This window comes from Streptomyces pathocidini (genome assembly GCF_001418495.1).
In the GTDB taxonomy this organism is placed as follows: domain Bacteria; phylum Actinomycetota; class Actinomycetes; order Streptomycetales; family Streptomycetaceae; genus Streptomyces; species Streptomyces pathocidini.
The window spans coordinates 1-12,134 of record NZ_LIQY01000061.1 but is presented as its reverse complement, the minus strand read 5'-3'; the positions used below and the strand labels follow the sequence as shown (position 1 = coordinate 12,134).

The following is a 12,134-nucleotide window of genomic DNA, read 5'->3' as shown; positions in this document are numbered from 1 at the left end:
CCCCAAATCCCCCTCCCCGCACGGGATTCCTCAGGCCCCGCTTACCGCCGCCTTAAACGGACCATAAGGATCGGCCCAACCCCGTCTCAGCAGCGATTTCCGGGGTTCGGCGGGGCTAGCGTTCTGATCGCTGGAACGGGGAGAGCGAGTCGTCGGCGCCGTCTTCGGGGGGCTGCGCCGGCGCTTGCCCCGTCCCAGCACCACACGCACCCGCACCGCCCATGCCCCACCGCCGAGGAGATCCCCACGATGACCGCACGTCGCAAGACCGCCGCAATCGCCGTCACCGGCGTCGTGCCGCTGGCGCTCGCAGCTGTCACCGCCACCCCCGCCGCCGCGCACGGTTCGATGAGCGATCCGGTCAGCCGCGTCGCGGCCTGCTACGCCGAGGGCCCGGAGAGCCCGCAGTCGGCCGCGTGCAAGGCGGCGGTCGCGGCCAGCGGCTCGCAGGCGTTCTACGACTGGGCCGAGGTCAACATCCCGGACGCGGCCGGGAAGAGCAAGGAGATCATCCCGGACGGCAAGCTGTGCAGCGCGGGCCGCGACAAGTACAAGGGCCTCGACCTGGCCCGCGCGGACTGGCCGGCCTCCAAGATGGCCTCGGGGATGCACACCTTCCGGTACAAGGGCACCGCCCCGCACAAGGGCTCCTTCGAGCTCTACATCACCAAGGAGGGCTACGACCCCAGCAAGCCGCTGAAGTGGTCGGACCTGGAGTCGGAGCCGTTCGCCAAGGTCACCGACCCGCAGCTGACGAACGGTGACTACGTCTTCGACGGCGAGGTGCCCGCCCGCTCCGGCCGCCACCTGATCTACAGCATCTGGCAGCGCTCGGACAGCCCCGAGGCCTTCTACACCTGCTCCGACGTCGTCTTCGGCCAGGACAGCGGCGCGGGCGGCGGCTCGGACAGCGGCTCGGCCACCCCGGCTCCCACCGCGAGCGCGCCGAGCGAGGAGCAGATAGCGGACGGCGCCGAGGCGTCGACGGTCGACCACTCGGAGCACGAGCAGCCCACCGCGGAGCCCACGGCCACGGAGACCACGGAGACCACCGAGGCCGCGGGCAACGCCGCCGCGCCCAACGGCTCGGCGGGCACCGCCGTCACCGCCGACGACGAGAAGCTCGCCCAGACCGGCAGTGACAGCAGCACCGCCCCGCTGGCCCTCGGCGGCGCGGCCGTGCTCGCGGTCGGCGCGTCGGTGCTGTTCGCGACCACCCGCCGCAGGGCCGCCGCTTCGGCGGCCGGTGGGCGCCACCGCGGCTGACCCCGCACCGGCCGGTTCGGAACCGGCCCGGCATGAGCCGCCGGCTGAGGGCCGCCGGCTGACCAACGGTCAGCCCTCAGCCGGCCTCCAACCACCGCGTCCGGCCGACCACCGGCCGCGGGCGGAACCCCGTACGGCGTCCCGAGGTCACACGCCGTACGGTTCGGAGGCGCCGTCGCCCTACCTCCGCGGGGCGGCGGCGCCCCTGTGTTTGCCGCTCCCGGCTCGGCGTTGCCGCCTTGGAGCCGTTCCCCGAGGTCAGCCCAGTCCGGACCAGCACGTCGTCGGCGAGGCACGGGCGGGGTCGAGCGCGTTGGCGGTCTCGTGGAAGGCGAGGGGGTCGGTCAGGCCGATGGCCAGGTGCTCGGAGAAGTCCAGCGGGCACAGGTCCTGGAGCCGGATGTTGCGCACGTTCGGCCCGGACAGGTAGCCGGAGGCGTACGGCGTGACGATCTCGTCGTACTTCGTCACGATCACCGTGTAGCGCACCCCGGGAACGGTCTCGCCGCCGTCGTTGAGCCGGGTCAGGAAGTCGGAGCCGGCCAGCTGCTGGATCAGGGCGGGGGCGGTGCTGCCGATGGCGCCCCTCGCTCCGGGGACGAGGTCCAGGAGGCGGCTGAGGCCGTGCAGGTCGGTGCCGTGGTTGGTGGGCGCCAGGCCCACCAGCGTGTTGACCTTGTCCGCGCCGCCCAGGTACTTGAGGTAGTAGCGCGGCATCATGCCACCCTGGCTGTGCCCGACCAGGTCGGCCTCGCCGGCCCCGGTGGCCGCCAGGACCCGGTCGACGTAGTCGTCGAGTTGCCGGGCCGACCGCTCGATGGGGCCGAGCCCGTGGAAGAACGGCACGCCGGGGAGTTGGCCGTAGTCGAGCGAGAAGACGCAGTAGCCGCGCCGGACCAAGTACGGGGCCAGGCCCAGCCAGTTGTCGACGGAGTTGCCCAGCGTGCCGTGGACGAGGACGACGGGGCGGGGGTGGGCGGCGGAGGGCCGGCAGGTGAAGTCGTTCCAGCCGCTGCGGGTGGCCGCGGCCGAGGGCGGCGCGGCGGTCAGGGTCAGGGCGGCGGCGAGCAGGAGTACGGACAGTGCGCGCAGGGCCCGCCGCGAGGAAGACCGGGACAGCGAAAGCGACTTGGGCAGCGGGAGCAAGCTGGACAGCCGGGGCGACCGGGACGACCAGGGCGACCGGAATCGCTTCACGGGGGCTCCTCGTGGGGGGTGGGAAGGGCGGGCTCGTTTCCCGGGCAGCCGTCACCTCGTGATCCGGATCACAAGAAGCTGTTCCACTGTCAAATTACGCACGGGTAATAAAAATGCGCCAGCCATCGGACAGAAGTGGAATCGGGTCATCCGAATCGGCAGGGTCCAACGTCAGCCGCTCCACGGCGTGCTGACGCCCACTGAAGCCGAAAAAGACTGCCGGCCGGTACGCAGACGCGTACCGGCCGGCAGTCCTGTCATCAAGCCGATCAGTGGTGAGGGCGGTCGGTGGACACCCGGAAAGTGCTGAGGACGGCCTTGTGGTCAGTCGGCCAAGTCCACTTCGGCTCCCAGAACTTCTCCCGCCCGGACTCCGCCACCCGCTCGTTGCGCACGATCGTGGTGGACGGGCCGACGATCACGCTGTCGAGCAGGTGGATCCGCCGGTCCGGGTGGTAGAAGACGAAGTCGATCCGGTCCCGCTCGTCCGCCTTCGGGGCCCAGGTGAGCTGTCCTGTGTCGGCGCCCGGGTTGTCGCTCGGCCACGTGAAGCCCGGCGCACGAACCGGGTCGGGGTGGATCTCGCGGTAGCTGTCGCGGAAACCGGCGTCCTCGATCGCCTTGGTCGTGGACCACTCGACCACGGTGCCGTTGTGGTCGAACAGGTTCCGGGTCCGGCGGGTCCAGTCCCGGTGCGACGGCTCGTTGAAGTCCCCGGCCAGCAGGGTGAGTCGGCCCTTGCAGCGCTCCTGCGCGGCGTCCGCCAGCACCGTCTTCGTCACCGCGGTACGCCCGGACGCCTCGTTGAGCCGCATGATCAGGTCGACGTCAGTGATCGGACCGGTCGGGATCTCGTCCCAGCCGTACTCCGAGGTCTCCAGGGGCGCCGGCGTGCCGCCGCCGTAGCCGCGCGGCAGGTAGTTGACGTAGTAGCGGTACTCAAGGTGCCCGGAGTACGCGGCGATCTCCGTGCCGTCGACGTCGATGACCGCCTTCGACCAGTACGGGAAGGACTGGTGCTCGATGATCGGGTAGCGCGAGATCACCGCCGGGTCGGTCGGGTTCGCATTGTCGTAGTAGGTCAGGCCGCGGTCCGCGAGATCGGCCAGCGTGTTGGCCACCCGCTCCGGAGACGACTCGCTGAGCATGACCACGTCCGGCTTGACCGCGGCGATGGTGTCGGCGATGCCGGCCCGACCGTCCGGCACCTGGCTGCCGCCCAGCCATATGTTGAACTGCAGGAACGTGAGCAATCTGTGCGAGGGCCCACCCCTCCCTTTCGCGTCCCGGGGTGCGGCCTCGGCCGCGCCCGCCCCCAGCACTCCCACTCCGACCGTCGCTCCCACCATCCCGAGCAACTCCCGACGCCTGACCATCCATGACCTCCATTGATCGCTGAGTGCCTGCCACCGAGCACAACTCGACACGGCGGAACGCATTGTCGAACCGCCTCGCGTGCGACAGATGAACTCAAGTGAAACTTTGCGAAGGTTTCGGAGAGAGCCAGGAAAGAGCTACGGAGTGCACCGGACCAGGGTCGAGGTGCCCGCCGGCTTCACGGCCACCGAGTCGTCCCGCGTTCACGGCCCCGGCAGGAGCCGGGCATGACGGGGGCTTATGAACAGCGGTGGTTTCCGGTCGAGGTCGCTCGGCCGGAGACCGCCGTGTTCCTATATTTGCGCAGGTCAGAATCAATTTTTTGCGTGAACTAGAGGATTCTGTCCACATGTTGGACCGCTCCCATACCCCACCCCACCAGCCCTGACGCACATTTGGACACCATCCGCGTTCACCCGGCGACCGAAAGCGACCGACCGGTGTGCGTTTGCCGTTCGCATGAGCAAGACTCCATGCCGTCATCTGCACCAGCGGACAAAGGAGTTCGGAATGCGGTACACCGTACGAGCGTTGGGGGCGGCCATGACCGCCGTGCTGGCCGCGGGCTGGCTTGTGGGCGCGAGTGGGGTGGCGCAGGCAGAAGGCACTGAGGCGAGCGGGCTCTACGCCCCGTCGTCCCTGGTCCTCACCGTAGGCGACGGCCCGGATGCCGAGACCGCGACGGTGAAGCGGGCCGTGGTCCTGGACTGCGCGCCGACACCCACCGGCACCCACCCGACCGTCAACCGGACGTGCAAGGACATCCGGTCCCTCGGCGGGGACTTCACGAAGCTGGTCGAGCGCTTCTACGCGGAGCCCGGCCGACCCTGCACGATGATCTGGGATCCGATCGTGGTCACCGCGGACGGCGTCTGGGAGGGCAAGAGGGTCCACTGGTCCCACACGTTCGGCAACTCCTGTGTGAAGGAGGCGGCGCAGGACCAGATCTTCGCCTTCTGACGAAGCCCGACACGCGACTCCCGTATAGCGCGAGGGGCGCGCCGCGGCCCCCGGACGACGCAGTCCGGGGGCCGCGGCCAGGCCCGGGAGAGGGTCCGGGGCCCGGCGTCGAACGCCGGACCCCGGGCCCCGCCCGTCAGCCGATCTCGGCGCCGAACGCCTGCAGCGCCTCCGGCACCGGCTGGAAGAACGTCTCGCCGCCCGAGGAGCAGTCGCCGCTGCCGCCCGAGGTCAGCCCGAGCGCCGTGTCACCGGCGAACAGGGAGCCGCCGCTGTCGCCGGGCTCGGCGCAGACAGTGGTCTGAATGAGGCCGTTGACCGTGCCCTCGGCGTAGTTGACGGTCGCGTCGAGAGCGGTGACCTCGCCGTCGTGCACCTGCGTGGTGCTGCCGCTGCGCTGCACCTGCTGCCCGACGGTCGCGTCGCCGGCCTTGGCGATGGCCTGGGTGGAGCCGTTGTAGAGGTTCACCTCACTCGGGTGGGCGGTGTCGGCGGTGTACTTGACCAGGCCGTAGTCGTTGTCGGGGAAGCTGCTGTCCGCGTTCGCGCCGATCTCCGAACCGCCTTGCGCGTCCGACCAGCTGGAGATCGCCTCCGTGCAGTGGCCCGCGGTGATGAAGTGCGGCTGGCCGCCCACGGTCACGTTGAAGCCCAGCGAGCAGCGCCCGCTGCCGCCCCAGATGGCGTCGCCGCCCGCGATAAGCGGGGAGAACTCACCGGCCGTGCGCTTGACCGCGGCCCGGTCGCCGAGGCTCTTCACGACCTTGTCGAGCTCGGCCAGCCGCTCGCCCTTGACCGTCGAGTCGGCGGTCACGACGACCTTGTTGGTCCTGGGGTCGACCGACCAGGAGGTGCCGGGGATGGTGGCCCGGTCGGCCAGCGTCTCGCGGGCCGAGTCCAGCTCGGCGAGCGAGTGCCGGACGACCTTCGCCTCGGCGCCCTTGGCGCGGACCTCCTTCGCCGCCGCCTCGTCCACGACGTTGACGACCAGCTTCCTGGCCTCGGCGTCGTAGTACGAACCGGCCGCGTCGCCGCCGAGGCCGGAGGCGAGCGCGCCCGCCAACTGCTGTGCGGCGGTGGCCGACAGGGCCTTCGGGCTCGGCGCGGGCGCCGGCGCGGCGTTGGCGCTGAGGGTGAACGCGGTGAGGGCGACGGCGGCCGCCCCGGCTCCGGCTACGGCGGTACGGCGCGTGGTTGATGTGCGTCGGTGCTTCAAGTCTGGCCTCCTGTGGGGGGTTGGGCCCGCTGTGGGGAGCGTCGGCCCGGAGGACGTGCGTACCGAACGGAGGACGCGGCCCACTTGCTGTGCCGTCTCGCCGTGCCACAAGTCGCGTCCATGTCAACTGTGCCGCCGAGTATCCCGAGGCTCAGGGGGCCGCACAAGACCGGGATCAGGTCGTGTGTACGAAAAGAACGGCGCGCCCTGCGGTCAGGGCGCGCCGATGGGGACGCACGTCACGCCCGGTGCGTTGCACCGAGCGCGGCGGTGGTTCAGCGATGAGTGACGACTACGGCTGTCCGGTAATCGCCGTTCCGGTTCCGCTTTCCGGCGGGACGTCCCCCGGCGCCTCGGGATCGACCGGCCCGAACGGCGGCGGCACGGCCGGGAGTTCCGGATCGGCGGGGTCGGTCGCCGGCTCCTTCCCGCTCTCGGGCTGTCCGCTCTCCAACTCCCGCTCGGACTCCGGCTTTCCCACCAACTCCCCTTCCTTCTCCGGCGGGGCCACCTCAGGAGCCGCCTGCGGAGCCACCTCCGGGGCCGCCTCCGCGGACTCCACCCGCGGTTGCGACCGCGAATCCGCGCCCGCCGAGGGGGGCGTGGCCCGTACCGAGGGGTGCTCGGGCCCTTCGTGCCCGCGCTCCAGGAAGCGCAGCAGCTCGACCGGGATCGGCAGCACCAGCGTGGAGTTCTTCTCGGCGGCCACCGCCATCACGGTCTGGAGCAGCCGGAGTTGGAGCGCGGACGGCGCCTCGGACATCTGGGTCGCCGCCTCGGCCAGCTTCTTGGAGGCCTGCAACTCGGCGTCGGCGTTGATGACCCGGGCCCGCCGCTCGCGGTCGGCCTCGGCCTGCCGGGCCATCGACCGCTTCATCGTCTCGGGCAGCGACACGTCCTTGATCTCCACCCGGTCCACGGTCACGCCCCAGCCGAGGGCCGGGCTGTCGATCATCAGCTCCAGGCCCTGGTTGAGCTTCTCGCGGTTGGACAGCAGATCGTCCAGCTCGCTCTTGCCGATGATCGAGCGCAGCGAGGTCTGCGCCATCTGGGAGACGGCGAACCGGTAGTCCTCGACCTGAACGATCGCGTCGGACGCGTCCACGACCTTGAAGTAGACGACCGCGTCCACGCGCACCGTCACGTTGTCCCGGGTGATGCCCTCCTGGGCCGGCACCGGCATCGTGACGATCTGCATATTGACCTTGCGCAGCCGGTCCACAAACGGAACGATCATCGTGAAGCCGGGCTGGCGCACCTGCGGGAGCAGCCGTCCGAGCCTGAGCACGACCCCCCGCTCGTACTGCTTGATCACTCGGGCCGCCGCCATCGCGTAGACCCCGCCGGCGCAGAGTACGCCCACACCCGCTGTCACGAGCTCCTCGACCATTACGGCCACCTGCCCTGCCGTCCGTATCGCGAGTGACGCCCCGATTCGAGGGGGCCGATTCCCACGATAGTGCGGTCCCGCCCCCGAGGAGACGGGGCGGGACCGCGCGGTCGCCAGGGTCCGGCCTGGGTTCTAGTAGACGCTCACGCCGTACGCGGTCAGCGCCTCCTTGACTGGCTGGAAGAAGGTCGTGCCGCCGGATGTGCAGTCGCCGCTGCCGCCGGATGTGAGGCCGAGGGCGGTGGAACCGTCGTACAGCGGTCCGCCGCTGTCGCCCGGCTCGGCGCACACGGTGGTCTGGATCAGGCCGCGGACGATGTCGCCGCCGCCGTAGTTGACGGTGGCGTTCAGCGCGGTGACGCGTCCGGTGTGCGTGCCCGTGGTGCTGCCGCGCCGCGTCACGTTCTGGCCGACGGTGGGGTCGGCGGCCGTGGTGATGTCCTGGCCGCCGACGGTGCCCTCGTGGCTGACCGCGGTGTTGTCGTAGCGCACGATGCCGTAGTCGTTGTCCGGGAAGCTCGATCCGGTGGTGGGGCCGATCAGGGTGGTGAGCGCGGTGCTGGTGTACCAGCCGGGGTCGCCGTCGGTGCAGTGGCCCGCGGTCAGGAAGAAGTAGGCACCGCTGTTGTCACGGACATTGAAGCCGAGCGAGCAGCGCCAGCCGGCGTCGGCGTAGACGGCGTCGCCGCCGGAGAGGTACTTGCGGAAGGTGCCCTCGGTCCGCTCGATCCGCAGGGCGCCTGCGTTGGCCCCGACGGCCCTCTTGATGGCGCCGAGCTGTCCCTTGGTGACCCGGGAATCGGCTGTCAGGACCACCGTGTTGGTCTCGGAGTCGACGTACCAGGCGGTCCCCGCGACGTCGGCGGCGCGCACCGCGTCGTCCGCGGCCGAGAGCTGCCCCGCGCTGAAGGGGGCGGGGGGTTCGGCGCCGGCCGGCACCGCGATGGCCAGGGCGGCGACGAGGCCGGAGGCGGCGGCGATCAGCCGGGTGCGTCTCTCGACGCCGCTGTGGGGGGAGGTGCGCTTGATCCTCACGTGTTCCTCCAGAGGGGAATCGGGGGTCCGCTGGGTGGGCAGGCCCGTGAGGCGCGGTCGAAGAGCACTCCGGATGCGCTGACTCGCACCCGAAACACGTCGTGCTCCTGACAAGTGCGCTGTGTGGGGGGAGTATTCGGCGGCCGGGCCTGGGACCGCAAGGGCACTTTTCGGCCCTGATCGACGCGCGCCGGATACGGGCCGAGGCGGCCGGCCACCGCCCCGGCCCCGCGGACGCCCGCCCCACCGCGGCTGCGACGCATCACCGGGACAGGGACTTCCGCTCGCCCGCCGGGACAGCGATGGCAAGGCTGTTGCCGGGCGGCGGGAAAGGGCAGATGAAGTGCTCGGCGAACGCGCAGGGCGGCAGCAGCGCGCGGTTGAAGTCCAGGGTCACCGAGTGGTCGGCGGCGGGTGCCGGGGGCCGCAGGAACCGGAACCGGTAGCTGCTGTGCCCGCTGGTCGCATCGGAGAAGACGATCCACAGCGAGCCGTCGTCCTCGACGGCCGCCTGGAGGGTGTGGTCCTGTCCGCCGACGCCGAAGGCGAGTTCCCCGCCGACGCCGAGCCCCCGCTCGAGCCCGTCGGCACTCGCCACCCGGACGGTCCGGCTCTCGCCGTACGGCCGGAAGACCGCCGGCACCACCCAGTCCGGGTCGTACGCGGTGGCCTCGATCCCCCCGAACGCGAGCCGGCCCGGCGCCTGCGGGTCGAAGACGCGGACCGCCCACAACTCATCGCGCCGGAGCACGACCAGGCGCCTGTCCCCGTACGCCACCCGCGACTCGGCGGCCTCGCCGGTGTCCCGGCCGAGCCGGACCTCCCCGTCCAGCGGCTGCCCGTCGACCGTCAGCCCCTCCTCGGAACCCGCGCTGAGCACCACGGCGTCGCCGCCGTCCGCCCAGCGCCCGGCTATGTCCGGAAGTCGCCCCTCCACCGCATCGGCGAGCCAGTGCGTGCCGGTGAGGGACAGCGGGCCGTAGGGGGCCGAGACCGTCTCGACACGCCGGGCGTGCCAGGTCTTCCACTGCTGTTCCGCGTCATCGCTCATGGTGACCAACCCTTGCTCATCGTGATCGGACCGTCCACACGGGGGTGGGCGCTTCGGAATGCCGGTGTCGCGCCGCCCGCGCGTACTCCGTTCGGGGCGCACCGCGCTCTTGGAGCAGCGGGGCCACGCGGGCGACGCCCGCGCCGAGGCCACGGGACGTCGGATGGGGTACGAGGATGAATCCACCGGCCGCGTCCGTCCGGATGAACGCGGCCGCTTGTGCCCCGGCCTCGTGGGCGAGGGCACGGCGCCCGGCCGGTCGGGCGAGCGGTCGGGCGAGCCCGAGGTGGTCGCGCAGGTCGTGCCCGGGTAGCAGCGGCCCGGCAGCTTGCGCTGCTGGGGGACCGGCACGGTGCCGTCGACGACGAGCGCAGAGTCGCGGCGCGGGTCCGCGGTCCGCGGCGGGAAGCCCTCAGCTGCGCCCGCCGCGCACCGGTCGCCGATCAGCTCGGCGAGCCCCACGGTGTCGGCGGGCGCGCGGAGTTCGAGGGGCATGGCATGACCCTGTCTCAACAGCCGGGCGGAATCGGCGACTTCCGCGAAAACGTCACCTCTGGTACGTCCGGAACAGGGGCGGGGCCCCGGCGTGGCCGGTATCGTACCGAGCGACCTGTTCACCCAGACGACCCCGGTGTCACCCATCCGGCGCGGCAGCGTCACCAACTGCCTCGTCAGAAGCCGTACACAGCAGGAACTCTGACGTCCTGCCGTCCGTTCTGCACCAGTACCGTCACGAAACCCATGTGCGAGTGCTATCCGCTTGGCGCATCATCCGCATCATGGACGACCATAGAGAGTCGGACAGCAGAAACCGCGTGTGAGAGGAGGCGTCCATGGGATCGGTGCGCAAGGCGAGTGCCTGGCTGGGCCTCGTCGACGACCACGACGACGACCGCTACTACGACGACGACTACGCCGAGGAGTCCGAGCAGAAGTCCAGGGATGCCTGGGTGACCGACCCGCGAGTGCGGGTGGCGACGGAGAACGTGCGGGAGGAGGGCCGCCGGATCGCGACCGTGACCCCGGACGGCTTCCGTGACGCCCGCGCGATCGGTGAGTTGTTCCGGGACGGTGTCCCGGTGCTCGTGAACCTGACGGCCATGGAGCCCTCCGACGCCAAGCGCGTGGTGGACTTCGCCGCCGGCCTGATCTTCGGGCTGCGCGGCTCCATCGACCGGGTCGCGACCCGCGTCTTCCTGCTGACCCCGGCGGACTACCGGATCGTCAGCGGCGACGCCGCGAGCCGCTCGACCGACGGCTTCTTCAACCAGAGCTGACGCAAGGCCGCTCACCGGCGGACACCGCTGGACGCGGCAGAAGCGACGACGGGGTGACGACGGGGACTACCTGAAGGCATCGATACCGGTGAGCGCCTTGCCCAGCACCAACTGGTGCATTTCAGCCGTGCCCTCGTAGGTGAGCACCGACTCCAGGTTGGTCGCGTGCCGCATCACCGGGTACTCCAGCGAGATGCCGTTGGCGCCCAGGATCGTACGGGCGGTGCGGCAGATGTCGATCGCCTCCCGCACGTTGTTCAGCTTGCCGAAGCTGACCTGCTCCGGGCGCAGCCGCCCCGCGTCCAGCCGCCGCCCCAGGTGGTGCGCCAGCAGGATGCCCTTGTGGAGTTCCAGCGCCATGTCGGCGAGCTTGGCCTGGGTCAGCTGAAAGCCGCCGATGGGCTTGCCGAACTGCTCGCGGGTCTTCGCGTAGTCGAGCGCGGCCTCGAAGCAGGCGCGGGCCGCGCCCATGGCGCCCCACACGATGCCGTAGCGGGCGTGGCTCAGGCAGCTGAGCGGGCCGCGCAGCCCGGTCGCCTCCGGAAGGACGGCGTCCGCGGGGAGCCGCACCTCGTCCAGGACCAGTTCGCTGGTGATCGAGGCGCGCAGGGACCACTTGTGCCGGATCTCGGGCGCGGAGAAACCGGGGGCGTCGGTGGGCACGACGAACCCGCGGATCCCGTCGTCAGTCTGCGCCCAGACGACGGCCACCCCGGCCACCGACCCATTAGTGATCCACATCTTGCGGCCCGTCAGAACCCAGTCCGAGCCGTCGCGTTTGGCGTGGGTGCGCATGCCAGCCGGGTCGGAGCCGTGGTCGGGCTCGGTCAGCCCGAAGCAGCCGATGAGCTCGCCGGCGGCCATGCGCGGCAGCCAGTGCCGCTTCTGCTCCTCGGAGCCGAAGCGGTGGATGGCGTACATGGCGAGGGAGCCCTGGACGGAGACCAGTGAGCGGATGCCGGAGTCGGCGGCCTCCAACTCCAGGCAGGCGAGCCCGTACTGGACTGCGCCGGCGCCGGCACAGCCGTAGCCCTCGAGCGACATCCCGAGCGCCCCGAGCGCGCCGAGCTCTCGCGTCAGTTCGCGTACGACGGGCAGCTCGCCGCGCTCGTACCAGTCGGCCACGTGCGGGAGTACGCGCTCCGCGGACCACTGCCGGACGGTCTGCCGCACGGCGAGTTCCTCGTCCGAGAGCAACTCGTCGATCCCCAGCGGATCGCCGGGATCAAACGACGCGGCCCCACGACGAACGCCCATAGCCCCTCCATCCCAGCCACCACCAACCCCCCGACGCTACGACGCCCCCCATCCTCACGTCCAGACACCGATCCCCCCCGGGGGGGATCGGTGTCTGGACGTGAGGAT

At 71.1% G+C, this 12,134-nt stretch carries 10 protein-coding genes; 3 read left to right on the top strand and 7 right to left on the bottom strand.

What is annotated here, in order from left to right:
* Positions 1 to 249 precede the first annotated feature (249 nt).
* Positions 250 to 1,266, top strand: coding sequence for a lytic polysaccharide monooxygenase auxiliary activity family 9 protein (locus tag AOK16_RS03970; protein WP_055470810.1), 1,017 nt, complete (start codon positions 250 to 252; stop codon positions 1,264 to 1,266).
* Between the two features lie 258 nt (positions 1,267 to 1,524).
* Here AOK16_RS03970 and AOK16_RS03965 read toward each other — a convergent pair whose 3' ends face one another.
* Together AOK16_RS03965 and AOK16_RS03960 are read right to left on the bottom strand one after the other, a co-directional pair.
* On the bottom strand, positions 1,525 to 2,412 hold the full coding sequence (locus AOK16_RS03965) for an esterase/lipase family protein (RefSeq protein WP_055470812.1): 888 nt from the start codon (positions 2,410 to 2,412) through the stop codon (positions 1,525 to 1,527).
* A gap of 320 nt (positions 2,413 to 2,732) precedes the next feature.
* Complete coding sequence (locus AOK16_RS03960; protein WP_079101037.1) at positions 2,733 to 3,839, bottom strand: endonuclease/exonuclease/phosphatase family protein; 1,107 nt, start codon at positions 3,837 to 3,839, stop codon at positions 2,733 to 2,735.
* Between the two features lie 511 nt (positions 3,840 to 4,350).
* On the opposite strand from AOK16_RS03960, the gene AOK16_RS03955 reads away from it, so the two are divergent.
* Entirely contained in the window at positions 4,351 to 4,800 is a 450-nt protein-coding gene (locus tag AOK16_RS03955; RefSeq protein WP_055470808.1) for a subtilase-type protease inhibitor, read from the top strand.
* A gap of 136 nt (positions 4,801 to 4,936) precedes the next feature.
* On the opposite strand, the gene AOK16_RS03950 is transcribed toward AOK16_RS03955, so the two are convergent.
* The 4 genes from AOK16_RS03950 to AOK16_RS03935 all read right to left on the bottom strand — a co-directional run bounded on the left by AOK16_RS03950 (position 4,937) and on the right by AOK16_RS03935 (position 9,492).
* Positions 4,937 to 6,016 (bottom strand): S1 family peptidase, encoded by a 1,080-nt coding sequence (locus AOK16_RS03950; RefSeq protein WP_055470807.1) that lies wholly within the window; start codon positions 6,014 to 6,016, stop codon positions 4,937 to 4,939.
* A 292-nt stretch (positions 6,017 to 6,308) separates the two neighbouring features.
* The gene (locus AOK16_RS03945) at positions 6,309 to 7,406 is read right to left on the bottom strand and encodes a slipin family protein (protein WP_079101036.1); all 1,098 of its coding nucleotides are present in this window, start codon (positions 7,404 to 7,406) and stop codon (positions 6,309 to 6,311) included.
* A gap of 132 nt (positions 7,407 to 7,538) precedes the next feature.
* Complete coding sequence (locus AOK16_RS03940; RefSeq protein WP_055470806.1) at positions 7,539 to 8,441, bottom strand: S1 family peptidase; 903 nt, start codon at positions 8,439 to 8,441, stop codon at positions 7,539 to 7,541.
* Positions 8,442 to 8,703: 262 nt separating this feature from the next.
* Positions 8,704 to 9,492: a DUF1684 domain-containing protein gene (locus tag AOK16_RS03935; protein ID WP_055470811.1), complete on the bottom strand. Its 789-nt coding sequence runs from the start codon at positions 9,490 to 9,492 to the stop codon at positions 8,704 to 8,706.
* 833 nt (positions 9,493 to 10,325) lie between these two features.
* On the opposite strand from AOK16_RS03935, the gene AOK16_RS03925 reads away from it, so the two are divergent.
* Positions 10,326 to 10,769 carry a cell division protein SepF gene (locus tag AOK16_RS03925; protein ID WP_055470804.1) on the top strand — a complete coding sequence of 148 codons (444 nt, stop codon included), beginning with the start codon at positions 10,326 to 10,328 and terminating at the stop codon, positions 10,767 to 10,769.
* A gap of 66 nt (positions 10,770 to 10,835) precedes the next feature.
* Here the strand turns inward: AOK16_RS03925 and AOK16_RS03920 are convergent, their stop codons facing one another.
* On the bottom strand, positions 10,836 to 12,026 hold the full coding sequence (locus AOK16_RS03920; protein WP_055470803.1) for an acyl-CoA dehydrogenase family protein: 1,191 nt from the start codon (positions 12,024 to 12,026) through the stop codon (positions 10,836 to 10,838).
* Between the last annotated feature and the right edge of the window lie 108 nt (positions 12,027 to 12,134).